This is a genomic window from Streptomyces sp. CNS606, assembly GCF_000426325.1.
This window is the reverse complement of the sequence record NZ_KE384522.1, coordinates 227,602-250,650: the sequence shown is the minus strand read 5'-3', so window position 1 is coordinate 250,650 and position 23,049 is coordinate 227,602. Positions and strand designations below refer to the sequence as shown.

At 72.5% G+C, this 23,049-nt stretch carries 21 protein-coding genes and 1 riboswitch; of the genes, 6 read left to right on the top strand and 15 right to left on the bottom strand.

Annotated features, from left to right (window positions below):
* The coding region (locus K304_RS31370; RefSeq protein ID WP_037792021.1) for a hypothetical protein at window positions 1-772 on the bottom strand (772 nt) is incomplete at its 3' end.
* Window positions 773-1,172: 400 nt separating this feature from the next.
* Between K304_RS31370 and K304_RS0125740 the strand changes: the two genes are divergently transcribed.
* The 3 genes from K304_RS0125740 to K304_RS0125730 all read left to right on the top strand — a co-directional run bounded on the left by K304_RS0125740 (window position 1,173) and on the right by K304_RS0125730 (window position 4,173).
* A complete protein-coding gene (locus tag K304_RS0125740) occupies window positions 1,173-2,018 on the top strand; it encodes a helix-turn-helix domain-containing protein (RefSeq protein WP_037792018.1) in 846 nt (281 codons plus the stop codon).
* Window positions 2,015-2,227: a DUF397 domain-containing protein gene (locus K304_RS0125735; protein ID WP_037792013.1), complete on the top strand. Its 213-nt coding sequence runs from the start codon at window positions 2,015-2,017 to the stop codon at window positions 2,225-2,227. The genes K304_RS0125740 and K304_RS0125735 overlap by 4 nt, the downstream gene beginning before the upstream one ends.
* 374 nt (window positions 2,228-2,601) lie before the next feature.
* Window positions 2,602-4,173, top strand: a complete 1,572-nt coding sequence (locus K304_RS0125730) for a hypothetical protein (protein ID WP_027766053.1) — start codon at window positions 2,602-2,604, stop codon at window positions 4,171-4,173.
* A 66-nt stretch (window positions 4,174-4,239) separates the two neighbouring features.
* Here the strand turns inward: K304_RS0125730 and K304_RS31890 are convergent, their stop codons facing one another.
* The 3 genes from K304_RS31890 to K304_RS0125715 all read right to left on the bottom strand — a co-directional run bounded on the left by K304_RS31890 (window position 4,240) and on the right by K304_RS0125715 (window position 7,336).
* On the bottom strand, window positions 4,240-5,541 hold the full coding sequence (locus K304_RS31890; RefSeq protein ID WP_051308847.1) for a caspase family protein: 1,302 nt from the start codon (window positions 5,539-5,541) through the stop codon (window positions 4,240-4,242).
* Window positions 5,542-5,940: an effector-associated constant component EACC1 gene (locus K304_RS31360; protein WP_037792010.1), complete on the bottom strand. Its 399-nt coding sequence runs from the start codon at window positions 5,938-5,940 to the stop codon at window positions 5,542-5,544. It lies immediately after the preceding gene.
* A gap of 238 nt (window positions 5,941-6,178) precedes the next feature.
* On the bottom strand, window positions 6,179-7,336 hold the full coding sequence (locus K304_RS0125715) for a glycosyltransferase family 4 protein (protein ID WP_027766052.1): 1,158 nt from the start codon (window positions 7,334-7,336) through the stop codon (window positions 6,179-6,181).
* Window positions 7,337-7,421: 85 nt separating this feature from the next.
* Here K304_RS0125715 and K304_RS31355 point away from each other — a divergent pair, with 85 nt between their 5' ends.
* Window positions 7,422-8,759, top strand: a complete 1,338-nt coding sequence (locus tag K304_RS31355) for a glycosyltransferase 87 family protein (protein WP_078529731.1) — start codon at window positions 7,422-7,424, stop codon at window positions 8,757-8,759.
* Here the strand turns inward: K304_RS31355 and K304_RS31350 are convergent.
* The 5 genes from K304_RS31350 to K304_RS31345 form a co-directional block, all read right to left on the bottom strand.
* Entirely contained in the window at window positions 8,713-9,933 is a 1,221-nt protein-coding gene (locus K304_RS31350) for a hypothetical protein (RefSeq protein ID WP_158687425.1), read from the bottom strand. The genes K304_RS31355 and K304_RS31350 overlap by 47 nt on opposite strands.
* Window positions 9,934-10,002: 69 nt before the next feature.
* Entirely contained in the window at window positions 10,003-11,037 is a 1,035-nt protein-coding gene (locus K304_RS0125700) for a C40 family peptidase (RefSeq protein ID WP_027766051.1), read from the bottom strand.
* A 239-nt stretch (window positions 11,038-11,276) separates the two neighbouring features.
* Window positions 11,277-12,308 (bottom strand): NlpC/P60 family protein, encoded by a 1,032-nt coding sequence (locus K304_RS0125695; RefSeq protein WP_027766050.1) that lies wholly within the window; start codon window positions 12,306-12,308, stop codon window positions 11,277-11,279.
* Window positions 12,309-12,644: 336 nt separating this feature from the next.
* Window positions 12,645-14,003 (bottom strand): NYN domain-containing protein, encoded by a 1,359-nt coding sequence (locus K304_RS0125690; protein WP_027766049.1) that lies wholly within the window; start codon window positions 14,001-14,003, stop codon window positions 12,645-12,647.
* A gap of 40 nt (window positions 14,004-14,043) precedes the next feature.
* Complete coding sequence (locus K304_RS31345; RefSeq protein ID WP_486591806.1) at window positions 14,044-14,343, bottom strand: hypothetical protein; 300 nt, start codon at window positions 14,341-14,343, stop codon at window positions 14,044-14,046.
* Window positions 14,344-14,484: 141 nt separating this feature from the next.
* Here K304_RS31345 and K304_RS31340 point away from each other — a divergent pair, with 141 nt between their 5' ends.
* Together K304_RS31340 and K304_RS0125675 are read left to right on the top strand one after the other, a co-directional pair.
* A complete protein-coding gene (locus K304_RS31340; RefSeq protein ID WP_051308846.1) occupies window positions 14,485-15,207 on the top strand; it encodes a rhomboid family intramembrane serine protease in 723 nt (240 codons plus the stop codon).
* On the top strand, window positions 15,204-15,485 hold the full coding sequence (locus tag K304_RS0125675; RefSeq protein WP_027766048.1) for an Lrp/AsnC family transcriptional regulator: 282 nt from the start codon (window positions 15,204-15,206) through the stop codon (window positions 15,483-15,485). Before K304_RS31340 ends, K304_RS0125675 begins: the two co-directional genes overlap by 4 nt.
* Window positions 15,486-15,554: 69 nt before the next feature.
* Here the strand turns inward: K304_RS0125675 and K304_RS31335 are convergent, their stop codons facing one another.
* The 6 genes from K304_RS31335 to ctaE all read right to left on the bottom strand — a co-directional run bounded on the left by K304_RS31335 (window position 15,555) and on the right by ctaE (window position 22,763).
* On the bottom strand, window positions 15,555-16,904 hold the full coding sequence (locus K304_RS31335) for an aminotransferase class V-fold PLP-dependent enzyme (protein ID WP_051308845.1): 1,350 nt from the start codon (window positions 16,902-16,904) through the stop codon (window positions 15,555-15,557).
* Window positions 16,905-16,951: 47 nt separating this feature from the next.
* Window positions 16,952-17,070, bottom strand: a riboswitch (SAM riboswitch).
* 106 nt (window positions 17,071-17,176) lie between these two features.
* Complete coding sequence (gene trpD, locus K304_RS0125665; protein WP_027766047.1) at window positions 17,177-18,241, bottom strand: anthranilate phosphoribosyltransferase; 1,065 nt, start codon at window positions 18,239-18,241, stop codon at window positions 17,177-17,179.
* Window positions 18,242-18,524: 283 nt separating this feature from the next.
* Window positions 18,525-20,150, bottom strand: a complete 1,626-nt coding sequence (qcrB, locus tag K304_RS0125660) for a cytochrome bc1 complex cytochrome b subunit (RefSeq protein ID WP_027766046.1) — start codon at window positions 20,148-20,150, stop codon at window positions 18,525-18,527.
* Window positions 20,147-21,226, bottom strand: a complete 1,080-nt coding sequence (gene qcrA, locus K304_RS0125655; RefSeq protein ID WP_027766045.1) for a cytochrome bc1 complex Rieske iron-sulfur subunit — start codon at window positions 21,224-21,226, stop codon at window positions 20,147-20,149. Before qcrA ends, qcrB begins: the two co-directional genes overlap by 4 nt.
* Before the next feature lie 26 nt (window positions 21,227-21,252).
* Window positions 21,253-22,065, bottom strand: coding sequence for a cytochrome bc1 complex diheme cytochrome c subunit (gene qcrC / locus K304_RS0125650; RefSeq protein ID WP_027766044.1), 813 nt, complete (start codon window positions 22,063-22,065; stop codon window positions 21,253-21,255).
* 77 nt (window positions 22,066-22,142) lie between these two features.
* Window positions 22,143-22,763 carry an aa3-type cytochrome oxidase subunit III gene (ctaE, locus tag K304_RS0125645; protein ID WP_027766043.1) on the bottom strand — a complete coding sequence of 207 codons (621 nt, stop codon included), beginning with the start codon at window positions 22,761-22,763 and terminating at the stop codon, window positions 22,143-22,145.
* Window positions 22,764-23,049 lie beyond the last annotated feature (286 nt).

The following is a 23,049-nucleotide window of genomic DNA, read 5'->3' as shown; positions in this document are numbered from 1 at the left end:
TGGGTGCGGGTTGGAGTTCGGCGAGGCGCCAGGCGAGGACGGCGGCCGGGCGGGTGCGGAAGCTGTCGGGGAGGTCGCTGGTGAGGGTGCTGGTGATGCGGGCGGGGCGGATTCCGGAGGCGAGCCAGGTGTCGACGCCGGGTGCGAGGCGTGCGATCTCGCGGCGGGAGAGGGTGAGTCGGGGGTCGCGTGTGCCGAGCGCGGTGAGGAGCGCGACGGCTTCGGGGCTGGCCGGGCGGGCGGTGGGGCCGTCGGCCGGGCCGCCGGCGGGTTCGGGGCGCGGGTCCGGCGGGGTGGGCTCGGCCGGGGGTGCGGCCGGGGTGCGCGCCCGTTCGGGTTCCGGGGGCTTCGTGCGTGGATGTGGCAACGAGGTTGCCGCATCCACGCAGGGTGGTGCGGTCTTCGGCGGGGCTGCCGGGGTCGCCTGAGCCGCCTCGGGGTGGGCGAGTTCGGGGAGGGTGTAGATGTAGGTGCGGGTGACGAAGCGTCCGCCCGGGCCGCGCAGGACGCGGCGCTCCAGCCAGCCGTCGGCCTCCAGTTCGCGCAGGGCGCGGCCGATGACGGTCTCGCCCTCGGTGAAGTGCTTCTGGAGGGCTTCGATGGTGACGGGGGTGCCGTCGGGCATGGAGTTGATGTAGAGGGCGACGCCTACGGTGACGGCACTGCCGGGCCGCTGGGCGAGGCGGTTGGCCAGGATGGTGAAGTTCCCGGACAGACGTGTCCGGACATGGATGGCGCCGGATACCGGCGCGTTAAGCTGCGCAGTAGCCATGGGGAAGGTGCATTCTTCCTTGGTGGTGAGGCCCTCGCGTCCGGGACTGCAATCCTGGCCGGGGGCCGATTTGTGTGGGTGTCTCCCGCCGACAGTAACCCCGTTTCGCCACCCTGTGTGCACGTTTCACCCTGACGGGTGACTCCGCCAGGAAGGGCGGGCGGGTGGGGAGTCCTTCATCAGTTGAGTCCTTGGGAGGAGCTCCGGGCTCACCGGGCCCCGGTGAACGGCGTCCGGTCCCGTGCGACCGGGCCCCGGACATCCAGGTCCCGTGCGACCTGCGCGTTCGGACGTCGCGGCAGCGGGGCGAGGGCTTGTACGCGTGGGGCGGGCGGTTGTACGCGACGTGCGGCGTGACGACGCATGCGCTCGCGCGTTCGCCGGAGGGAGGTGGTGGACGGTGAGCCAGACGACGGTGGACAGCGACGGACAGCGCCCGGAGGACGACCCGGGCACGGGCGTCGTCGCGGCGTTCGGCAGGCAGTTGAAGCTCTTGCGCATCCGGGCGGGAATGGAACGCCCGGACCTCGGCGCGCGGATCGGTTACGCGCCCTCGACCATCGCGGCGTTCGAACAGGGACGGCGCATCCCGCTCCCCCGCTTCGTCGACCAGGTGGACGAGGCCCTGGACGCGGGAGGCGTACTCAAAGCCCTCAAGGAGGAGCTGGCCCAGGCGCAGTACCCCCGCTTCTTCCGCGATGCGGCGAGGTTGGAGGCGGAGGCCGTCGAACTCCACGTGTACGCCGCTCAGGCCGTCCCGGGACTTCTGCAGACCGAAGAGCACGCCCGCGCGGTCTTCGGGATGCGGCGCCCCCTGCTGGACGAGGACACTGTCGCGCAGCGCGTGGCTGCCCGCATGGCACGGCAGGAGATCTTCTGCCGCAAGGCGTTGCCCACGCTGAGCTTCGTGATCGAGGAAGCGGTGCTCCGGCGGCCCATCGGCGGCAGACAGGTCATGCGCGGACAGTTGGAGGAACTGCTTCTCAGCGCGCAACGACGCAACGTCGAACTCCAGGTCATGCCGATCGAGCGGGAGGAGCACGCTGCTCTGGCGGGCCCCTTCACCTTGATCGAGACCCGGGACGGGCGCAGGATCGCATACGTTGAGGTCCAGAAGGACAGTCGGCTCTACACGGAGCGAGCGGCGGTCAGAGAGATCGAGGAGCAGTACGGAATCCTCCGGGCCCAGGCGCTGACTCCACGAGAGTCGATGGTTCTCGTCACCGAACTGCTGGGAGACACATGAACATCGAGGCGCGCAAGCTGACCGTGCCGGACGCCGCCTGGCGCAGGAGCAGTTACAGCAGCGGCGAGGGCGGGGAGTGCGTCGAGGTCGCCGCCACGGCTGCCGCTTTGCATGTCAGGGACTCCAAGCGGGTGGGCGGGCCCATGCTGAGCCTGTCGCCCGAGGCGTGGGCGGCGTTCGTCGGGCTTGCCGCCCGGCAGGCGGACTGACAGGCCCGGAGAAGCACCGGCACCGGGCCCGGTCGTGTGCACGCCACACGACCGGGCCCCGTCGCGCACGCGTCGGGGGCGGGAGTCACGGCGCTCACGCCCCTCCTTCCCGATCTCCCCGAATTCGTCCTGGACGGGCGATCCTGCGCCCCTGCGGCATCCGCGTCGACTACGCGCCGGAAGGGGACACGCCGTGAACGGACCGTCCCCGGACGCCCGGACGGAGCGGAATTGACCGGTACGGGTGAACGGGCGGGAGTTCACGGGCCCTTGGGCCGGCCAGTGCGTACGGTGGGCACGGCCGGAAGATCGTTCGTGGTGGACGACCCGGGCTGCGGGACAGATGCGGACGAGGGAGAGCGGGGAAGAGCGGCATGGCCGAGGCCACGGCGGGCGAGAAGGACGAGCGGGTGCTCGGGCGCAGGTGGACCGTGCGCCTGGACGCCGCCGGACGTGGCACGACGGCGGTGCGCGTCTCCTGCAGCCGGCCCGCCTGTCCCGACCAGGGGCTGCCGTCCGCGGCGGCCGGGCGGGGGGCTGCGGTCGCCCATCTCAGGGAGCACCTGCAAGCCGCCCCGGCGCCGCGCGCCGACGCGTACTGCGCGTGCCGGGCCGAGGACTGCGCGGCGCACGTCGCTCCCACCGAGGGGCAGAGGCGCGCCGAGCCGTGGCGGTGCGGCGGAGCGGTCGTCCTGGCCGTGGTCAGCGACCGGGGAGGCCGCTGGTGGCAGGCCCTGGAGTGCTGCACGCGGTGCGCGGCCGCGCTGCCCCGCGCGAGGACCGTCGCCACCTCTGCCGTCGCCACCTCCGCCGTCGGATCCGCCCCGGTGATCGGCGACCAGGCTGCCGCCGGAGGCCCGACGGCCGCCGCCGTCGGCACTCCGCACTTCTCCGACGGCCGGACGCACGCCGGTGGCCCGCCCGCGCGCGCGGCCCGGGAGGTGCCCGCGCCGCGCCCGGCGCCGGCCCGGCGGCGTCAACGCGGGAAGATCGCCCAGCGATCCGTCCCGCCCGACCTGCGGCCCGTCGTCCTGCGCGACGAACTCATCGAACTCGGGAACCTCTTCCGCCGCTACCAGCGGCGTACCGAGCCCGACCTGGCTGTGCTCGGCGACCTGCACGAGCGCAAGGCTCGCGCCTTCATCGCCTGGGCGCAGGTCACCGGCGACCCGGACTTGCGGGCGGAAGCGGAACGGGCCGAGCAGTCCGCGGCGACCGTTCGCATGCAGCACCGGCACCGGAACGGGGAGCGCACGGAGGAGGACGAGCCGGCGGTCGCCCGGCTGCTGACGGCTCCGGGACAGTGGGAGCAGGCACGTGCCGTCCTCGCTCACGTCGCGGGTCACACTCCGCTGCCCGGCGCGCAGGCACGGCTGCTGGTGCTCATGCTGACCCTGCGCACGGCGCACTCCGGCACCGGCAACCTCGTCGGACAGGACCTCGCCGGGCTGGGTCTCGACGATCCGGAAGCCCTGGCCGAGCAGTTGACCGACTGCGGCTGGCTGCGGCTTCCCAGTACGGCGAGCGACCTGCTGGCGTCCCGCCCGGAGAGCCCCACACCGGTCACGGTGCCCTCCCTGGTGCCCGGCGAAGACGCCTCCGCCCCCTTCACCTTCGGCAAGAAGGCCCGTGCCAAGCTCTCCGGCTGGGGCCAGCGGGTGGTGTCGGACAAGAAGCTCCGCAAGCGCAAGGCACCCGCGCCCGTCCGGCTGCTCGCCCTGACGCTGGCCACCCGGACCGACGCCGACGGGCTGCTCGGAGCCGGCGACGAGGGCCTCCCTCTGGAGTCCCTGCTCCAGCAGGTCCCGGTGGAGCAGGGTGAACTGGCGGACCTGGTCGACCGGTTGACGCAGGCCGACTGGCTCACCGACGCAGCTCTCACCGACAGCCACCTGACCGGTCGGCTGACCGAACGCGTCCTCCCCCTCACCTGCCCCCTCGTCTGAACCGACTGCGGACGGCCGTCGCCAGCGGGCCACTTGTGAGCGCGCTACGGTGGGGCGCGGAGGAGATCATCGCCTCTCGACGGTACGGTCCGGCGCCCCGCCCGCGGCCAGGCGCTGGATGTCCTTCAGCGCGTCGACAAGGCCGATGATGCCCTCGGGGCTGAAGCCGTACGGCCCCTCCCACTGCACGTCCGCGCCTTTCACCTGCGCGTTGTATTCGTCGACCATGCGGTCCGGGCCATACGGCCCTTCCGAGCGCTTCGCTTCCCTGTGCCCGTACGTGAACGTGTAGGAGTGGAAGTCCTCGTAGCGCACGAAGAGGGAACTGGTGTCCGTCGATATCCGGATTCCGAGGCTGGTGAAGGCGAGGCTGTAGGGAGGAGCAAGAATGCGCCGCTTCCACGGCCAGACAGCGATCAACTCCTCGTCGTCCGCAAGCGCATGGGACGTACGAGCCTTGGCGACCTGCTTCGTCTCCGGCTGTCCCGCCCTGATCAGCTCGAATCGGGGGAGAAGCGGCATGTTCTCCAGGCGGACACGGACCAGTGTCGGCATTCCGGGCGGCAGCGCAGACTCGGCAACCGGAGCCGGCATCGTGGCAGGCATCGGCTGGTCCTCCTCGGGCACGGTTGTGTGCGCCGTGTTTCGCGCGAAGGACACCACGTCGATCACCCCACTGGTGCCCAGATCGGGTGCCTGTTGCTTCAGCCGCACGCGAGCGTGACGGTGCAGTGCTTGCACGGTGAGCAGTTCGCCACCACCCGGTACGCCGTTGTGCAGGAGGTCGAGCAGCACGCGGGTAAAGGCCGTGTAGGGGGCACCGGGCGGGGCCTGCGCCGCCTTGGTCGGGGCGGACGCGGTGAGAACGCAGTGCCCCGGAAGCGCGGCCAGAGCAGCCAGATCCTCACCCGCTGACATCCGTCCGAGGCGCGCGGCCCTGCCGCTGTAGCAGCAGTCCAGGATCACCACGACGTGGCGCACGGCGTTACTCGGTCTGGTGATCCTTCGGTTGAGGTACTCGTAGCGTAAAGCGGTGTCGACCTCGCCCTGTTCGGTTCCCGGCAGTGCCAAGTACAGCTCGTCCGACTGGCTGTCGGCCAGGCCGTGCCCCGCGTAGTAGACGACCAGGGTGTCCGTGGCCTTCTCCTTGGCGGCGGTTCCGGCTTTCGCGATGAAGTCGTCGCGCACCCTGTTGGGCTCGACCACGTCGATGCGCTCGGGCGGCAGGCCCCAGACCGCCGGATGGGTCAGCGCGGCCTTGACCGCGGCCACGTTGTTCGAGACGGCAGGCAGGTCCTCCAAGTTGTCGTAGCGGGACACGCCCGCGATCACTGCCCAGGAGGCGCCCGGGTCGGCGAGCCGACGCATCTACGTCGGATCCTGTGTCCTGGCCTCGCCGGCCATCTGTCGGCTCAGCTCTTCAGGAGACCGCCGCTCCTCGTCGGAGAGGGTGATCGGCTCCGTCCCGGAGCCGGCGGTCACCGCGACCTCCGCGGAGCCCAGTGGCCGGGTGTTCCGCCAGGATGCGATGGCGGAGATGAGCGCCGCCGCAGAGCTGAGCGCTGCCGCCCCTGCTGACACGACGGCCGAGATCGTCAGCGGGTCCGGTCCCATGGCTCCGGGCCGGTTCTCGTCCGAGCCCCGGGTCAGCTCCACCCGGGAGACGAGGTCGACATCGTTGCTCAGCCACCGGTACAGGGAGTCCAGCTCCCCGTCGTCGCCTTCGTGAGCCATGGAGATGTACAGCTGCATGGTCCCCCGTCTCATGCGCACGTTGTGCTGCCTCGGATGGCATCTTCCCTCGCAGGGCGGGCATTTCGCCTTGCCACAGAGGATTCTTCCGTCTGGTCCGCGCCCCAAACGTCGATGTCGAGGGTGTGGGGCTCGGCCGGCTCAACCCTGAGACCGTTCCCCACGGGACACCTCCTGCGGCACGTGGCATGGGCGGCCGGTCCGCGTGCGCGATCATCGAAGCAGGCGAACCCGGGCTCGTCTGCTCCGACCGCTACAGCAGCGCGCGGAGGTGGTCGGCGAGGAGGTCCCAGCGCCAGTGGGACTCGACCCAGGCGCGGCCCGCCGTGCCCATGCGGGTGCGGAGCGCGGGGTCGGCGAGGAGGGTGACGAGGCGGTCCGCGGCCTCGTCCGGGGAGCCGCCGCGGACGACCCAGCCGGTCTCGCCGTCCCGGACGGCGTCCGGCGCGCCGCCGGAGTCGCCGGCGACGACGGGGAGCCCGGTCGCGGAGGCCTCCAGGTAGACGATGCCCAGGCCCTCCACGTCGAGGCCGCCGCGCCGGGTGCGGCAGGGCATGGCGAAGACGTCGCCGGCCCCGAAGTGCGCGGGCAGGTCCTCCCACGGCACGGCGCCGGTGAAGTGGACGGACGCGCGGACGCCGAGCCGCGCGGCCTGCTTCTCCAGCTCGGCGCGGTGGGGGCCGCCGCCCACGACGAGCAGCACCGCGTCCGGCTGTGCCGCGAGTACCCGGGGCATCGCGGCGATCAGGGTGTCCTGCCCCTTGCGGGGCACCAGGCGGGAGACGCACACGACGACGGGACGGTCGGCGAGGCCGAGCCGTTCGCGTACGTCGTCGCCGCCAGAGTCGGGGTGGAAGGTCTTCTCGTCGACGCCGGGCGGCAGCTGCACCATGCGGGCGGCTGCCTCGTCGCTCAGTGCGCGGGCGATCCGGGAGCGGGTGTATTCACCCAGATAGGTGAGCGTGTCGGTGGTGTCGCCGATCCGTCGGAGCAGGCGGCGGGCGACCGGGAGCTGCGCCCAGCCGGCCTCGTGCCCGTGGGTGGTGGCCACGATGCGTTCCGCGCCGGCCCGGCGCAGGGCGGGCGCCATCAGTCCGAGCGGTGCGGCGGCGCCGAACCACACGGAGCGGCAGCCGTGTTCGCGCAGCAGGCCGACGGCCCGGCGGGTGACGCGCGGCGTGGGCAGCAGCATGGTCGTGCGGTCGCGGACGACGGTGAAGGGCTGTGCGGCGTCGAAGGCGGCGGTGGCTTCGGCGCCCTCCCGGCCGCGTTTCCAGGTGGAGGCGTAGACGACGACGCGCTCGGGGTCGAGGCGCTGGGCCATGCTGTGCAGGAACGCCTGGATGCCGCCGGGCCGGGGCGGGAAGTCGTTGGTGACGATCAGCGTGGTGCGCGCGGCGGTCGTGTCCATCGCCGCCGACAGTACCGGGTGGCCCAGGCCCGCCCGGCGGCGCCGTGGGCGGCCCCCGGCCCGACGCGGCGGTACTGTCTGCGGCATGCGCCTGTCCACCGCCGCCGTCACGGCCGTCTGGATCGCGTCGCGAGCGGTCCTGATGCTCCTCGTCCTCAAAGTGATCACGCTGCCGGGTCCGGACGTGACCACGGACGTCTCGGTGATCTACCACGGCTGGTACGAGGTGCTGCGCGGCGGAACGTTCCCGCAGGGGGACGTGACCTGGCAGTACCCGCCGGTGGCGGCCCTGGCGGTGACCTCGCCGGCGCTGCTCCCCTTCCTCGGCTACACCACGGCGTTCTTCGTGGTCGCCTGCGTCGCCGACCTCGTGGTGTTCGCGTCGCTGCTGGCGGCGGGCCGCGGCCCGGGCCGGCGGCAGGCCGGTGCGTGGTGCTGGACGGTGGGGCTGCCCCTGCTGGGGCCCACGGCGTACGCGCGGTACGACGTGCTGGTGGCCGCGGTGGCGGGGGCCGGCCTACTGGCGCTGCTGCGCCGGCCCGCGGTGGGCGGGGCGCTGGCGGCGCTCGGGGCGCTGCTGAAGGTGTGGCCCGTGCTGCTGCTGGTGGGCGCGCCGCGGGGGCGCCCCACGCGGGTGGCGTGGTCGGTGGCGGCAGGCGCGGCGGCGCTGCTGGCGCTGGCCTTCGCCATGGAGATGCCGGGGGCGTTCCACTTCCTCACCCACCAGCGGGACCGCGGTGTGGAGGTGGAGTCGCTGGGGGCGCTGGTCTTCCACGTGGCGCGCCACTTCGGCTGGGAGGGGCAGGTCCTGCTGCGCTACGGCTCGGTGGAGTTCCTCGGGCCGTACGTGGGCCTGGTCGGCACCGTCTCGCTGGTGGCGAGCGCGCTGGCGCTGAGCTGGCTGCTGCTGTGGCGGGTCCGGGCCCGGGCGTGGACGGCGGCGACCCCGGCGGACGCGGCGTTCGCCGCGGTGCTGCTGTTCGTGACGACCAGCCGGGTGATCAGCCCGCAGTACATGGTGTGGCTGGTGGCGGTGGCGGCGGTGTGCTGCTGCCTGCGGGCGAGCCGGATGGGTCCGCCCGCCGTGCTGGTGGTGCTCGCGACGGGGGTGACGCTGCTGGAGTTCCCGGTGTATTTCGGCGAGGTGGTCGGCAGTACGGGACTGGGCGTGACGCTGCTGGCGGTCCGCAACGGCCTGCTGGTGGTGGCGACGGTGTGGGCGTGCGTACGGCTGTGGCGGGCGACGGTCTCGGAGCCGCGACGGGCGGCGGAGCGTGCGGAGGCGGCGGCCGCGTACGAGGGGCGGGTGCCGGCCCGGCACGGCCCGCGTCCCGTGGTGGCGGGCGGCACGGGAGCCGGGGGCGCTGCGGGCCGGACTACCGGGCCAGCTCCGCTCGGAGAGCGGAGTGCCACATCCGGATGAACGCCTCCCGGTCCACGGCCAGTACCTCCCGCAGGGCGCCGTCCACGGCCTGCGCCGGGCCCTCTTCGGCCGCGCCGACGGCGCGGTAGAAGGCGGCGAGCCGGCCGGCCCCCCACCGGTCGGCGATCATGCGGCAGGCCAGCCAGCTGCCCTCGTACGCCCGGGCGAGCGCGTCCGGGTCGCCGGTGAAGCGGAAGTCGGCGTCCGGCGGCAGCCGTCGGGGCAGGTCGCCTGCCCGTACCGCTTCGGCCAGAGTGGGCGCGGCGACGGACGGGTCGGCCCCGGTGCCGCGGTAGCCGACCCAGTCGGCGAGCCCTTCGGAGAGCCACAGGGGCGTGCTGCCGTCCGTATGGTCCCGGGTCGCGACGTGCGCGGTCTCGTGGGTGAGCACGACCTGCCGGCCGCGGTCGCTCAGCAGCGCGTACGCCTGCCGGTTGACGACGATGCGTCCTCTCTCCCCCGGTTCGCCTCCGCGCGGGCCGGTGGTGACGGCGGCGATGCCCTCGTAGGTGGCGGGTTCGCCGTCGAGCAGTTCGGCCATCCCGTCGACGGAGGCGGGCACCAGGACGACGGTGCGGCGGGACCAGGGGTCGGGCCAGGCGGCGGAGACGGCGGGCACGGCCCGGTCGGCACGGGCGGCGATGCGCCGCAGGGTGCCGTGGTCCACGGTGCCCAGCACCAGGCTGTGTTGGCCGTGCACCACGCGGAGACGGCCCTGCTCCCACAACTGCCGTCCCCGGCCGTGTCGTTCGCCGGTGATCCACCAGCGGCCGTCGTGGCGCCGGAGCGCGAAGGTCTCCTTCTCGACGACGGGAGGGCGGTCGCGGTCCCCCAGCCGGTAGCGCAGTTCGACCACGGCGTCCGCGCGCTCGTGGTGCGTCCGGACGCTCCGCACCCGGTACGTCCAGGTGGCGACCGGGAGGCGGGCGAGGTTGGCTGCCACGGTGCGCTGCGCGGCACGGTAGTCGCCGGAGCGGGGGTCCACGGCGGCGAGGTAGCGGGAGGTGTCGGCGTCGCGCACGGCGGCGGCCTGCCGGTCGAAGAGGGCCTGCACGGCCTGCTCGGTGTCCCGGACGGAAGGGTCGGGACCGGTGCAGCCGGCCGCGCCGAGGAGCAGCGCGGCGACCGGCGCGCACACGGCGGCCCGTACGGACGCGTGTCTCCTGCGGTGCACGGGGGGATGCTACGCGAGGCGGCACCGTTCGGGGCGGCGCGTGAGGTGCGGCCCGTCGGGGGCGGCCCGTCAGGGGCGGGTGACCGCGGAGACCGGCATCATGCCGACCGGGTCGTAGCGGACCTGCGCGCCCGGGTACGGGGAGTGCACGACCTGCCCGCCGCCGACGTACATGGCGACGTGGCTGGCGTCGCTCCGGTAGATGACGAGGTCCCCGGGGCGCGCCTGGGAGAGCGGCACGCGCCGCCCTGCGCCGCTCTGGCCCTGCGAGGTGCGCGGCAGGGCCACTCCGGCCCGGGCGTAGGACCACTGGGTGAGGCCGGAGCAGTCGAAGGCACCGGGCCCGGCCTGGCCCCAGCCGTAGGGCGAGCCGACGACGCTGCGGGCGGCGGCCACCGCTGCGGCGGCACGGGCGGAGGAGGCGGCCCCGGTGGTGACGGGGGCGCGGCCGGTGCCGCGCGAGGCGCGGTCGTGGGCGGCGCGGTCGGCCGGCGACATCCGGTCCAGCAGGCGCTGCGCGGTGCCGAGTCTTCGCTGGACGGCCTTCTTGTGGCGCTTCAACGCGGCGCTGCGCCGCTCCAGTTCGGTCAGGTCGCGTCCCGCTTCGGCGCGGTACTGGTCGAGGACCCGCTGGGCCTCGCGCAGTTGCCGCAGCCGGTCGGCGTTGCGGGCGCCGATGCGGTCGAGGGTGGCGGCCTTGTCGAGGAAGTCGTCCGGGGCGGCGGAGAGCAGCAGGGCGACGGAGGGGTCGACCCCGCCGTTGCGGTACTGGGCTCCGGCCAGCGCGCCGAGGTCGTCGCGCAGCCGGTTGACGACCGACTGCTTGCGGGCGGCCTGGTCCTGCACGTTCGCGATGCGGTCACGGAGGTCGTCGACGTCCTCGGACGCGGCGTTGTACTTCTCCGTGGAGCGTTCCGCCTGGGTGTGGAGGCGGTCCACGCGGGCTGCCACGTCCTGCGGCGCGCCGCTGCCCGGGTCGGCCCCGACCGGGGCCGTGGTGAGCGCGGCGACGGCGCCTGCCGCCGCCGTGAGGGCGGCGACGCGGACGGCGGGCCGGCCGGTGAGGGCCGTGCCGGGGTGACGGGGTGACCGGTGCGAGACCACGGGTCGCGCTCCTTCCGCTGGGCTGGGCGTAGGCCCGCTTGCCCGGCAGAATGTAGCGGCGCCGACACGGAGGGTCCACGCGCCGGGCCGGAGGAGGCGGCGGCCGTGGCGTGCCGCACGGACGACGGTGCAGGTCACCGTGGCGGCGGCGGACGGGAAGGCGTCAGCCTCACGCACGACGAACCACCCGTACGAAGGACGGGTGGTTCGTCGTGCGTGAAGGGGAAGGCGGGGCTGCGTCAGCCGACGCGGACGCCGTACATGAACGGCATGTTGTTGATCGACTCGTAGCGCACGTTGGCACCCGGCTTGGGGGCGTGCAGGATCTGGCCGTTGCCGGCGTACAGGCCGATGTGGTGCAGGTCGCCGTAGAACAGCACCAGGTCGCCGGGCTGGAGCGCGCTGCGGCCGATCTGGGCGCCGGCGCTCGCCTGGGACTGCGAGGTGCGCGGCAGCGAGACGCCGGCCTGCGCGTAGGCCCACGAGGTGAGCCCGGAGCAGTCGAAGGAGCTGGGGCCGGTGGCGCCCCAGACGTACGGCGAGCCGATCTTGCCCTGGGCGGCGCTCAGCGCGGCGGACGCGCGCTGCGAGGCGGGGACGCCGCTGCCGAGGTCGACGCGGTCGGAGGCGGCGCGGTTGGCGCGCGCCTCGTCGGCCTGCATCTCGGCGCGCTGCTCGGCGGTGAGGGTGTTGAGCAGGTCCCGGGCGTCGGAGAGCTTGCCCTGGATCTTCTTCTTCTTGCTGCCGAGTTCCTTGCGGGTCTCGGAGAGGTCGTCCAGCTTGGTGCGGGCCTCCTCGCGCTTCTGCTCGAGGGTGCGCTGCTTGCCCTGGATCTTGTCCAGCGCCTCGCTCTGCTTGGTGCTGAGCTGGTCGAGGGTGGAGGCCTTGTCCAGGTAGTCGTCCGGGTCGGACGAGAGGAAGAGCTGGATCGAGGGGTCGACACCGCCGTTGCGGTACTGCGCGGTCGCCATCGAACCGAGGCCGTCGCGCAGGTCGTTCAGCTCGCCCTGGCCGCGCGCCACCGAGTCCTGGAGGTTGGAGATGTCCTTGTTGAGCTTCTCCTGCTTCTCCTTGGCGCCGTTGTACTTCTCGGTCGCGCCCTCGGCTTCTTCGTAGAGCTTGTCGACCTTCGCCTTGACCTCGTCGAGGGAGGGCTTGGAGGGCGCCGCCTGCGCGCTCTGGGAGGTGAGGGCCACGGCTGCGGCAGCGGTCGCCGTCATGACGGTGACACGGGTGCGACTGGGCTGCTTGGGACGACGGTGGGACGCCACTGGGGCGAGCTCCTTCTTCCTCAGCCGCCTGCCGGTCGGTCTTTCCGGCCCCACTCCCCGCTTGGGCGGCGGCTCGTGGGACGAGGCGGTACCTCCGCTGTCACCCCGGATGAGTGATCGGTTTCGCGGTGGTTCGAGCCCAGAGATTAGCCACGCCCATCTGATCGGATCAAATCCCTCAGAGAAATTGCCGTGCGGATCACAGGATTCTTTACTCTCATCACACGCGCAGCGACCGCCACTTGACAGCCCGTAGGAGCAATACGGGGCAACCGGGCACAACCGTCCCATCGGGCGCACCGGGGACAACTGCCCCCATGTGTACGCCGGGTGCGGTCAGGTACGGCCGAGGCGGCGCAGCAGCAGCGCGGAGGACACCGGCCGGGCACCCGCGGCGGCGCAGCCGTCGGCCACCTCGCGGTCGGAGGAGACCACGACCACGGCGCGGCCCGGCGGTTCGGCCCGCACCAGTCGGCGGATCAGCTCGTCCGCGGTCTCGCCCGGCTTGCTGAACAGCACCCGCACCCCGCGCGGGGGCGCCAGCAGCACCGGCGCGGCCAGTTCGGCCCCGTCGAAGACGCAGGTCATCTCCGCGCCGGTCTGCGCGGCGAGCACCGCGAGCCCGCCGAGGAGCCGCAGCCGCTGCTTCTCCAGCGGCATCGTCGGATAGCCGGTCTTGGTGACGTTGTAGCCGTCGACGACGAGATGCGCCTGCGGCAGCGACAGCAACTGGTCCAGCAACGCCGGGTCGCTCTCCGACAGCGCCCGGGCCGCGACGTCCTTGGGGCTCATCCGGCCGGGCTGCACCGCGTCCACGGTGTCCGCCGGGCGCAGTTCCGCCGGGGGCAGCGCGAGTTCGCGCCGCAGGCCCTGGGCCGCGTCGAGCACGGTGTCCAGCAGCAGCCGGACCCGCATGTCCTCCACGCTGCGCCCCTCACGGGCGGCGCGGCGGCCGGCTTCGAGCGCCGACTCGGTCTCCGCGAGCCGCGCCTTGAGCCGGCGCACCTCGCCGTCGGTAGCCGCCTTCTCCGCCGCGTGGGCGGCCCGCTGCTCGTCCCTCTCGGCCCGCAGCTTCCGCAGGGCCGCCTCGCCCCGCTTCACGTCGCTCTGCGCGCTGCGCAGCTTCCGCTGCACCGCCTCCAGGTCCTTGCGGGCCGCCTCGCCCTCCCCGCGGGCCCGTTCGGACTCGGCGCGCTGCGCGGCGCGGGCCTCGGACAGTTCCTTGCGCAGCCGCGCGAGTTCCCGCTGCGTCTCCTCCCCCGCCTGTTCGGCCTGGGCGCGCTGCGCCTCCTCACCGGCCGCCGTCACCTGCTTCACCCAGCCCGGCGGGCGCAGCACGTAGGCGAGCGCCGCCACGTCCACCGGGTCGGCGGCGGCCGGCGCGCGGCCGGCCTCCACCGCCTCCGCCAGTTCGGTGACCAGGTCGCGGAGCCGTACGGCGACACGCCGTCGGAACACCGGATCGCTCTCCAGCGCCGCCGCCATGGCGTTGCCGCCGAACTTCGCGCGGCGCTGCGGCGTGAACCGGGCGTACTGGCGCAGCGGCCCCGGCAGCTCCGCCACGGTCAGGTCGCCGATGGCCTCGCCGGTCAGCGCGACGACCCGGCGCCGCACCCTGTCGGGCAGCGGGCGGTCGAGCGACTCGTCCGGCGGCACGCGTGCGTCGTCGCGCTCACCGTCGCTGTGTTGCTCCACCGCTCACACCTGCCCAGGTTCCTCCGACCGCCGCGCCGTCTCAGGCCTGTGCTCCCGAGGCACCCGGGGCTCCCGAGGATCCCGAAGCCTCCGGTGCCTCCTTCGCCTCCGCGCCGGGCCGGTCCACCAACTCGATCCGGTCCACCGCGTCGCACCAGCGGCAGCGGACCGACTCGATGCTCTCACTGCGTACGTCCCGCTCCTCGACGGTCGGCTCGCCCGCCAGGTCCAGATGGACGAACTCGACCACCGTGCTGGAACGGGTCACGTCGAACCGGGTCAGATTGCCGCACAGCGCGCAGCGCCAGCGTGTCGTCCTCGTGGGCTGGGGAACCGCCATGATGTCGTCCACACTCCTTCGGTGCCGGCCGTCCGGGGACCCCATCGTCTCCACGGGTGTACTGCCGGTCACCTTACGACCTCGGGCCCGCAGCGCGTGTCGGGCGGACCCCGCCGTGGCCGACCCGTCATCATCCGCTGCATGTCCGCCACCGGTACCCGCCCTCCTACCCGCTCGGTGCGCGGTCACCCCGTGGCGACGTACACCCTCATCGGCCTCTGCGCCGCGGTCTTCCTGCTGGGCCCGGCAGCCGGGCTCGGCACCGGCGGTGAGGGCGCCCTGTACCGGGAGCAGGCCTCCTACTACCGGCGCTGGGGCGTCGTCCCCACCGAGTTGTGGAGCGGCGCGGCGCGCCCGCTCCTCACCCCGCTGACCTCGCTCTTCGTGCACGGCGGGTGGCTGCACCTGCTGAGCAACCTGCTCTTCCTGTTCGTCTTCGGCGAGAGCGTCGAGCGACGGACGGGCGCGATCCGCTTCACCCTCTGCTACCTGGCCGTCGGCTACGCGGCGATGCTCTGCTACGCCGCCGCGCACCACGACTCCGACGAGACCCTGGTCGGCGCGTCGGGGGCGATCTCCGGTGTGCTGGGCGCCTTTCTCTACCTGCTCCCCCGGGCACGGGTGACCAGCGTGTTCCCCTTCCTGTGGTTCCTGCCGCTGCGCTTCCCCGCCTGGCTGGTGCTGGTGTTCTGGCTGGCCCTCCAGTGGCTGGCCGCGCGCCACGACACGGACGGTCCCGGCGTCGCCTACCTGGCCCACGTCGTAGGCTTCATGCTCGGCTTCCTCTACGCCTGGCGACGCTTCCGCACGGCGGACGCACCCGGCCGCCCGGCCGCCGCCCCCGACGAAGGGATCTCACCGTGATCACCTCGATCGTGCTGATCAAGACCAGCACCGACCGCATCCCCGAGATCGCCGAGCAGATCGCCGCCATCGAGAGTGTGAGCGAGGTGTACTCGGTAACCGGGGCGCACGACCTGATCGCGATGGTGCGGGTGGCGCGGCACGACGACCTGGCCGACGTGATCCCCGGGCACATCAGCAAGGTGCCCGGAGTGCTGTCGACCGAGACGCACATCGCGTTCCGCACCTACTCCCAGCACGACCTCGAGGCCGCGTTCGCCATCGGCCTCGACGCGTAGCCCCTGGGGGCGCCGGCCTACGGGCGCCCCCGTCCGTCACCGGCCGGCTCCGCCCGGGAGAAGCGGGCCTCAGCTGCGGCGGCGCGCAAGGGTGCGGACCGCGCGGACGAAACGCTCGACGTGCTCGTCCGGCGTTCCCGCCCCGAAGCTGACGCGCACCGCGTTGAGCGCCCCTTCCGAGGGCGCACCGCAGTCGCCGTCCTCGTCGTGCCGCCGCCCCAGCAGGTTCCGCAGCAGCGGATGCGCGCAGAACAGTCCGCTGCGCACCCCGATCCCGTACTCCGCCGACAGCGCGTCCGCGAACTCCGTGCCGTCCCAGCCGTCCACGACGAACGACACCACGCCGACCCGTCCGGCGGCACGGCCGCCCTCGCCACGGCCTTGCCCGCCGTCTTCGCCACGGCCGAAGAGCGACAGCACCCGGACCTCCGGCACCTGGGCCAGCCCGTCCAGCAGGACCTCCAGCAGGGCACGTTCACGTCGCACCAGCCCCTCCAGCCCGGCCTCCGCCAGCGCGCGGCACGCGGACGCCACCGCGTAAGCACCCACCACGTTCGGGGAGCCCGCCTCGTGGCGGGCGGTGCCGGTGCGCCACGCGACGTCGAGGCCGCCGTCCGGCTCGCGGGCGACCCGGCGACTGGCGCCGCCGCCGGCCAGGTAGGGCTCGGCCGCGTCGAACCAGTCGGACCGCCCGGCCAGCACGCCCGCACCGAACGGGGCGTACAGCTTGTGGCCGGAGAAGGCGACCCAGTCCACGTCGAGCCCCGCCACGTCCACCGGGTGGTGCGGGGCGAGCTGCGCCGCGTCGAGGACCACCCGCGCGCCGTGCCGATGCGCCACCCGGGCCAGCTCGCGGACCGGCCAGATCTCCCCGGTGACGTTGGACGCACCGGTCACGCAGACCAGCTTCGGCCCGTCCGGGCCGCCGTGCAGCGCCGCTTCGAGCACGGACACCGCCTGCTGCGGACTGCGCGGCGTGTCCAGCACGGTCGTCTCACAGCGGCGCCACGGCAGCAGCGCGGCATGGTGCTCGCTCTCGAAGACGAACACCCGCGTGCCGTCCGGGACCACCGCCGCGAGCAGGTTCAGCGAGTCGGTGGTGCCGCGGGTGAAGACGACCTGGTCGTCGGCACGGCAGCCGAGGAACGCGGCGACGGTCGCACGGCTGCGCTCGTACAGGTCGGTGGACAGCTGCGACAGGTGGCCGGAGCCGCGGTGGACGCTGCCGTAGTAGGGCAGGTAGGCGGCGACGTCGTCCCACACGCGGCGCAGCACGGGGGCGCTGGCCGCCTGGTCGAGCGCCGCGTAGGTGACCTCGGTGCCGTCGGCGACGGGCACGAGGACGTCGTCGCCGAGGACGGGAAGGGGGGTCGCCGCAACGGTGCGAGGAGCGGCGGGGGCAGGGGCGGAGACGGACATGTGCAGAGCACTCCCTCATGACCAGGACCCCTGGCTGTGTGTAGAGGGATCCGCGCTTGCCGCGGACCTTGCGTGTCCGCGACCTGGTCATCACCCGGGGCACCCCGCCACGGAAGGAGGGTTGCCGGACAGCGGGCCGGGGCCTTCGTCGCTGTCACTCGTGACCTGGACGGCAGTATGCCACACGCCCGCGGCGGGTCGCGCCGACGGCCCCCGCCGCCGCGAGCGGCGCCGGGGGCCGTCGGAAGGGGCGGCGCCGCGCCCCGCGAGCGCTACGCGTGGGAGGCGGCGACCCAGCGGTCGAGGGCGGACTTGGCGGCGCCGGAGTCCAGGGACTCCGCCGCGCGCGCGATGCCCGCCGCGAGCTGCTCGGCGAGCGGCTGGTCCGTCGGTTCCAGCGCGGTCAGCGCCGCCGCCGAGTTGAGCAGCACGGCGTCCCGGACCGGTCCCTGCTCGCCCTCCAGCAGGCGCCGCGCCACGTCCGCGTTGTACGCGGCGTCGGCGCCGCGCAGCGCCTCCACGGGCACCATCTCGAGGCCCACGGTCCGCGGGTCGAAGCTCTCCCGCCGGACGGTGCCGTCGCGCACGATCCACACCGTGGAGGTGCTGGTGGTGGTCAGCTCGTCCAGGCCGTCGTCGCCGCGGAACACCAGCGCGGAGGAGCCGCGTTCGGCGAGCACGCCGGCGAGGATCGGCGCCATCCGGGCGTCCGCGACGCCGGTGGCCTGCGCCCGCACCCGTGCCGGGTTGGTGAGCGGGCCGAGGAAGTTGAACGAGGTGGGGATGCCCAGCTCGCGTCGTGCGGCGGCGACGTGCCGCAGCGCGGGGTGGAACTTCACGGCGAAGCAGAAGGTGATGCCGGCCTCCGCGGCGACCTCCGCGACGCGGCGGGGGGTCAGCTCCAGGTTGACGCCCAGCTTCTCCAGCACGTCGGAGGCGCCGCTGGCGGAGGACGCGGCACGGTTGCCGTGCTTGACGACCTTCGCCCCGGTGCCGGCGACCACGATCGCCGACATGGTCGAGATGTTGACCGTCTTCGCCCGGTCGCCGCCGGTGCCGACGATGTCCACGGTCGGGCCGGGCACGTCGATGACGTTGGCATGCGCGTACATGGTGCGCACCAGGCCGGACACCTCGTCCACCGTCTCGCCCTTGGCCCGCAGGGCGACCGCGAACCCGGCGATCTGGGCGTCCGTCGCCTCGCCGCGCATGATGCGGTCCATCGCCCACGCGGACGCGTCCGCGGAGAGGTCCTCGCCGGCCAGCAGGGCGCTCAGCACGTCCGGCCAGGTGAGGTCGCCTCCGGTGGGAGAGCCGACGTCGGGAACGGTGTTCATGCTGCACGCTCCTGGGTTCGTCGGCCCGGCCGGGGCACCGGCGGACCGTGGGCAGGGGCCGGCGGCGGACGGCCGCCGGCCCGTCGGGAAGGGGCGGCGGCACGCGTACCGTCGCACGCCGCTCACCCTATCGGCGCGGGCGGCGGGCCCGGCGCAACGCCCGCATCGTGAGCCGGGGAAACACCCGGACAACGCCCGTGGGCCCCGGCCCTTCCTCGGGGGAAGGGCCGGGGCCCACGGTGTGGTGCACGCCGCCGGAGCGGTCCGGTCGGCGGCGGGGCGATCAGTGGTGGCCGTGGCCGCTGGTGATCTCCCGGTACTCCTCGGCGGTCGGCTTCGGAATCTGGCCGCTCTCCGGGCCGAAGTAGCTCTTGGAGAGCTTGGCGCGCATCCGGGTGCCGGGGCCGACCTTCCGCTTGACGCCGTTCTCGTCGGTCTCGGGACCGATCTCGAGCGGCTCGGGCTGGTCGTGCGCGGTGAGGGTGTGCAGCTGCTCCTGGCTGAGCGGCTCGTGGACCTCGATGAACTCGCCGTGCGGCAGGCGCTTGATGATGCCGGACTCGCGCCCGTGCAGCACCTTCTCCTTGTCCGCGCGCTGCAGGCCCAGACAGATCCGCTTGGTGATGATGAACGCCAGCACCGGCCCCGCGAAGAACATGATCCGGACGAACCAGGTGATCGCGTTGATCGAGAGGTGGAAGTGCGTGGCGACGAGGTCGTTGCCGCCGCCGATCAGCAGGACCATGTAGAGGGTGATCCACGCGACGCCGAACGCCGTACGGGTCGGGGCGTTGCGCGGGCGGTCCGCGATGTGGTGCTCGCGCTTGTCGCCCGTGACCCAGGCCTCGATGAACGGGTAGACCGCGATCGCCGCCAGGACAAGCGGGAAGATCACCAGCGGGATGAACACGCCGAGTACCAGCGTGTGGCCCGCGAAGTCGACCTCCCAGCCCGGCATGAACCGGATCAGGCCCTCCGAGAAGCCCATGTACCAGTCGGGCTGCGCGTTGGTGGACACCTGGTCCGGCCGGTACGGCCCGAGCACCCAGATCGGGTTGATCTGGAACGTCGCCGAGAGGACCGCGATGACGCCGAAGACGAGGAAGAAGAAGCCGCCCGCCTTGGCCATGTAGACCGGCAGCAGGGGCATGCCGACCACGTTCTTGTTGGTGCGTCCGGGGCCCGCGAACTGCGTGTGCTTGTGGTAGAAGACCAGGATCAGGTGCGCCACCAGCAGACCCAGCATGATGCCGGGCAGCAGCAGGACGTGCGCCGCGAAGAACCGCGGAATGATGTCGTGGCCGGGGAACTCGCCGCCGAAGAGGAACATCGACAGGTACGTGCCGACGACCGGCACGGACAGGATCGCGCCCTCCATGAACCGGACGCCCGTGCCGGACAGCAGGTCGTCCGGGAGGGAGTAGCCGGTGAAGCCGGTGAACATGCCGAGCACCAGCAGCAGGAAGCCGAACAGCCAGTTGACCTCGCGCGGCTTGCGGAAGGCGCCGGTGAAGAACACCCGCATCATGTGCACGAGCATCGCGGCGAGGAAGATCAGCGCGGCCCAGTGGTGGATCTGCCGGATGAGCAGACCGCCGCGGACGTCGAAGCTGATCTCCAGGGTCGAGGCGTACGCCTCGGTCATCCGGATGCCGTGCATCGGCACGTAGGTGCCGTGGTACTCGACCTCGGCCATGCTGGGCACGAAGAAGAGCGTCAGGAAGACACCCGTCAGGATGATGATGATGAAGCTGTAGAGCGCGACCTCACCCAGCATGAAGGACGGGTGGTCCGGGAAGATCTTGCGCATGTTGGCCTTGGCCAGGCTGTAGATGCCCAGACGGCCGTCGGCCCAGTCGGCCACCCGCTCGCCGGCGGGTGCCTTCTTCTTCGTCGTTGAAGTACTCATGCTCCGCGCTCCCAGAAGGACGGGCCGACGGGTTCGGCGAAGTCGCCTTCCGCCTGCAGGAACCCTTCGTCATTGACGCTGATCCTCAGCTGCGGCAGCGCGTGGCCGGCCGGACCGAAGAGCACCCGCGCACCGTCGGAGAGGTCGAACGTCGACTGGTGGCAGGGGCACAGCACGTGGTGCGTCTGCTGCTCGTACAGGCTGACCGGGCAACCGACGTGGGTGCAGATCTTCGAGTAGGCCAGCACGCCCTCGTGGCTCCAGTCAAGGGCCTTTTTGTCCTTGATGTCCTCGGGCTGGATGCGCACCAGCATGAGGGCGGCCTTGGCGATCTCGGTGTTGAACTCGTGGTCCTCGGGCTCCAGCCCCTCAGGCCGGGCGAAGGCCAGCGAGCCGACCGGGACGTCCTCGGGCTTGAGCGGCTCACCGGTGTTCTCGTTGATGAGCATCAGGCCCTTCTCCCAGAAGGTGTGCCGCAGCTTGTCCTCCGGCAGCGGACCGAGGTCGCGCAGCAGGACGACGCTGGACAGCGGGAGGAGCGCCAGCGCACCGAACATGGTGTTGCGCACCAGCTTGCGGCGGCCGAGCGCCGACTCCTGGGCGCCCTGGCGGAAGTCCGCCAGCACCTTGCGCTTCAGCTCGGGCTCCGCCTCGACCGGGTGACGCTCGTCGGCGAGCTCCACGTCCGACATCAGGGTGCGGGCCCAGTGGACCGCGCCGATGCCGATGCCGAGCAGCGCGACGCCCAGGGTCATGCCGAGGGCGAAGTTCAGGGCGCTGATGTGCCCGAGCGGCCAGATGTAGACGATCTGCTCGATCGGGAACGCGACGTAGGAGGCGATGAAGCCGACCGTGGCGAGCATCGAGATGACGAAGTACAGCGCGACGGTGCGCTCGGACCGCTTGGCGGCCCGCTCGTCGACGTCCTGGATGCGGTGCTCGTGGGGCGGCAGCCCGGGGTCACGGAAGGGGTCCTCCGCGAGGGCCGCCTCGGCGCCGTGCCCGGGGTCCTTCTCGGCCTCGTGGGCCTCGTCCCGCCGCTCGGGCAGATTCTCGTTCGGGTCGTGGTCTGACACGTTGTCGTGGGATCCAGTCTCGCTGCTCATGACTTCTTGGCCTTCGCTGTCCGGGCCGCGACCCAGATGGCCAGGGCGATCATCGCCCCGAGCCCGAACACCCAGGCGAACAGGCCCTCGGCCACCGGGCCGAGACCGCCGAGCTTGACGCCGCCGGGGGTCTCCGCCTCGTCGCTGTTGACTTCCTCGAGGTACGCGACGATGTCCTTCTTGTCGGACTCCGTCAGCACCGTGTCGGGGAAGGAGGGCATGGCCTGCGGACCGCTCTGCATGGCCTCGTAGATGTACTTCGGCTCGACGCCGCCGAGGTCGGGGGCGAACTTGCCCTCGGAGAGGGCGCCACCCTCACCGGTGAAGTTGTGGCACTGCGCGCAGTTCGTACGGAAGAGCTCACCGCCGTTGGCGATGTCCGCGCCCTCCGGGTTGTACTGCTCCTCGGTCGGGACGCTCGGGCCCGGGCCCAGGGAGGCCACGTACGCCGCCAGCTGGTCGATCTCGGCCTGCGAGTAGACCTTGGGCTTCTCGACGCCCTGCGGGCCGGGCTGCTGGAGCGGCATCCGGCCGGTGCCGACCTGGAAGTCCACCGCGGCGGCGCCGACGCCCACCAGGCTCGGACCGTCGCTGGTGCCCTGGCCGCCCTTGCCGTGGCAGCTGGAGCAGCCCACCAGGTAGAGCTTGCGGCCCTCCTTGATGGCGAGGGACTGGCCGGCCTTCGTGTCGGCCTTCGCCTCGTCGGCCGGCGCGAACGTGGCGTACAGCCCCCCGGTGGCCGCCAGCGCGAAGAGTAGGACGACGAGCGCCGCCAGCGGATGGCGCCGTCGTGCGGAGAGCTTTTTCACGGATTACCCCGGTGTCAGGATCTTCTGCGTCGATGCTTCTGGCTGTGTCTGCGCGTGGTCGGGCCGCGCGGCCCGGCTCACTTGATCAGGTAGATCGTGGCGAAGAGGCCGATCCAGACGACATCGACGAAGTGCCAGTAATAGGACACGACGATGGCCGCAGTGGCCTGGTGGTGGGTGAACCTCCTGGCCGCGTACGTCCGCCCCAGGACGAACAGGAACGCGATGAGGCCGCCCGTCACGTGCAGTCCGTGGAAGCCGGTGGTCAGGTAGAAGACGGAGCCGTAGGGGTCGGACGAGAGCGAGAGGCCCTCGTGCATGACCAGCTCCGTGTACTCGTAGATCTGACCGCCGATGAAGACCGCGCCCATGAGGAAGGTGATGATGAACCAGCCTCGGAGCTTCTTCACGTCACCGCGCTCGGCGGCGAACACGCCGAGCTGACAGGTGAGCGAGGAGAGCACCAGGATCGTGGTGTTCGTCGCGGAGAAGGGAAGATTCAGTGCCTCGGCGCTCTCCCTCCAGTACTCGGCACCCGTCACCGACCGCAGCGTGAAGTACATCGCGAACAGTGCCGCGAAGAACATCAACTCGGAACTCAGCCAGATGATCGTTCCGACGCTGGTGAGGTTCGGCCGGTTGACCGACGGGTGTGCGTGCCCGGTTTCTACTGCTGTTGCTGTCGCCACGCCCGTCATTATGTCGGTCGCTTATCCCGGGTTCACTTCCGGGGGTGCCGTTCGGTGTGTCCGGCGCCCGTGGACTGCGCAGACGGCCCCCGGGAAGGCCCCCGGAAGAGGGCACGAAGCGGTGTCGGCGGGCCCTTCGAGGGAGTAGCATCCGGCTCACCGGGACCGCGATCACGTACGGCTTCCCGGCCCGTCTCACCGACCCCTTCGCGGAGGAACGATGCAGCCGACCGCCACGGTGCTGGTCTACAGCGACGACGCCAACACCCGGGAGCAGGTCCGGCTCGCGGCGGGG

Coding starts and splice junctions, on each gene's coding strand:
- K304_RS0125735 (WP_037792013.1), top strand. CDS start 2,015: ATGAACATCGAGGCGCGCAAGCTGACCGTGCCGGACGCCGCCTGGCGC.
- K304_RS0125730 (WP_027766053.1), top strand. CDS start 2,602: ATGGCCGAGGCCACGGCGGGCGAGAAGGACGAGCGGGTGCTCGGGCGC.
- K304_RS31890 (WP_051308847.1), bottom strand. CDS start 5,541: ATGCGTCGGCTCGCCGACCCGGGCGCCTCCTGGGCAGTGATCGCGGGC.
- K304_RS31360 (WP_037792010.1), bottom strand. CDS start 5,940: ATGAGACGGGGGACCATGCAGCTGTACATCTCCATGGCTCACGAAGGC.
- K304_RS0125715 (WP_027766052.1), bottom strand. CDS start 7,336: ATGGACACGACCGCCGCGCGCACCACGCTGATCGTCACCAACGACTTC.
- K304_RS31355 (WP_078529731.1), top strand. CDS start 7,422: ATGCGCCTGTCCACCGCCGCCGTCACGGCCGTCTGGATCGCGTCGCGA.
- K304_RS31345 (WP_486591806.1), bottom strand. CDS start 14,343: ATGGCGGTTCCCCAGCCCACGAGGACGACACGCTGGCGCTGCGCGCTG.
- K304_RS31340 (WP_051308846.1), top strand. CDS start 14,485: ATGTCCGCCACCGGTACCCGCCCTCCTACCCGCTCGGTGCGCGGTCAC.
- K304_RS31335 (WP_051308845.1), bottom strand. CDS start 16,904: ATGTCCGTCTCCGCCCCTGCCCCCGCCGCTCCTCGCACCGTTGCGGCG.
- trpD (WP_027766047.1), bottom strand. CDS start 18,241: ATGAACACCGTTCCCGACGTCGGCTCTCCCACCGGAGGCGACCTCACC.
- qcrB (WP_027766046.1), bottom strand. CDS start 20,150: ATGAGTACTTCAACGACGAAGAAGAAGGCACCCGCCGGCGAGCGGGTG.
- ctaE (WP_027766043.1), bottom strand. CDS start 22,763: ATGACGGGCGTGGCGACAGCAACAGCAGTAGAAACCGGGCACGCACAC.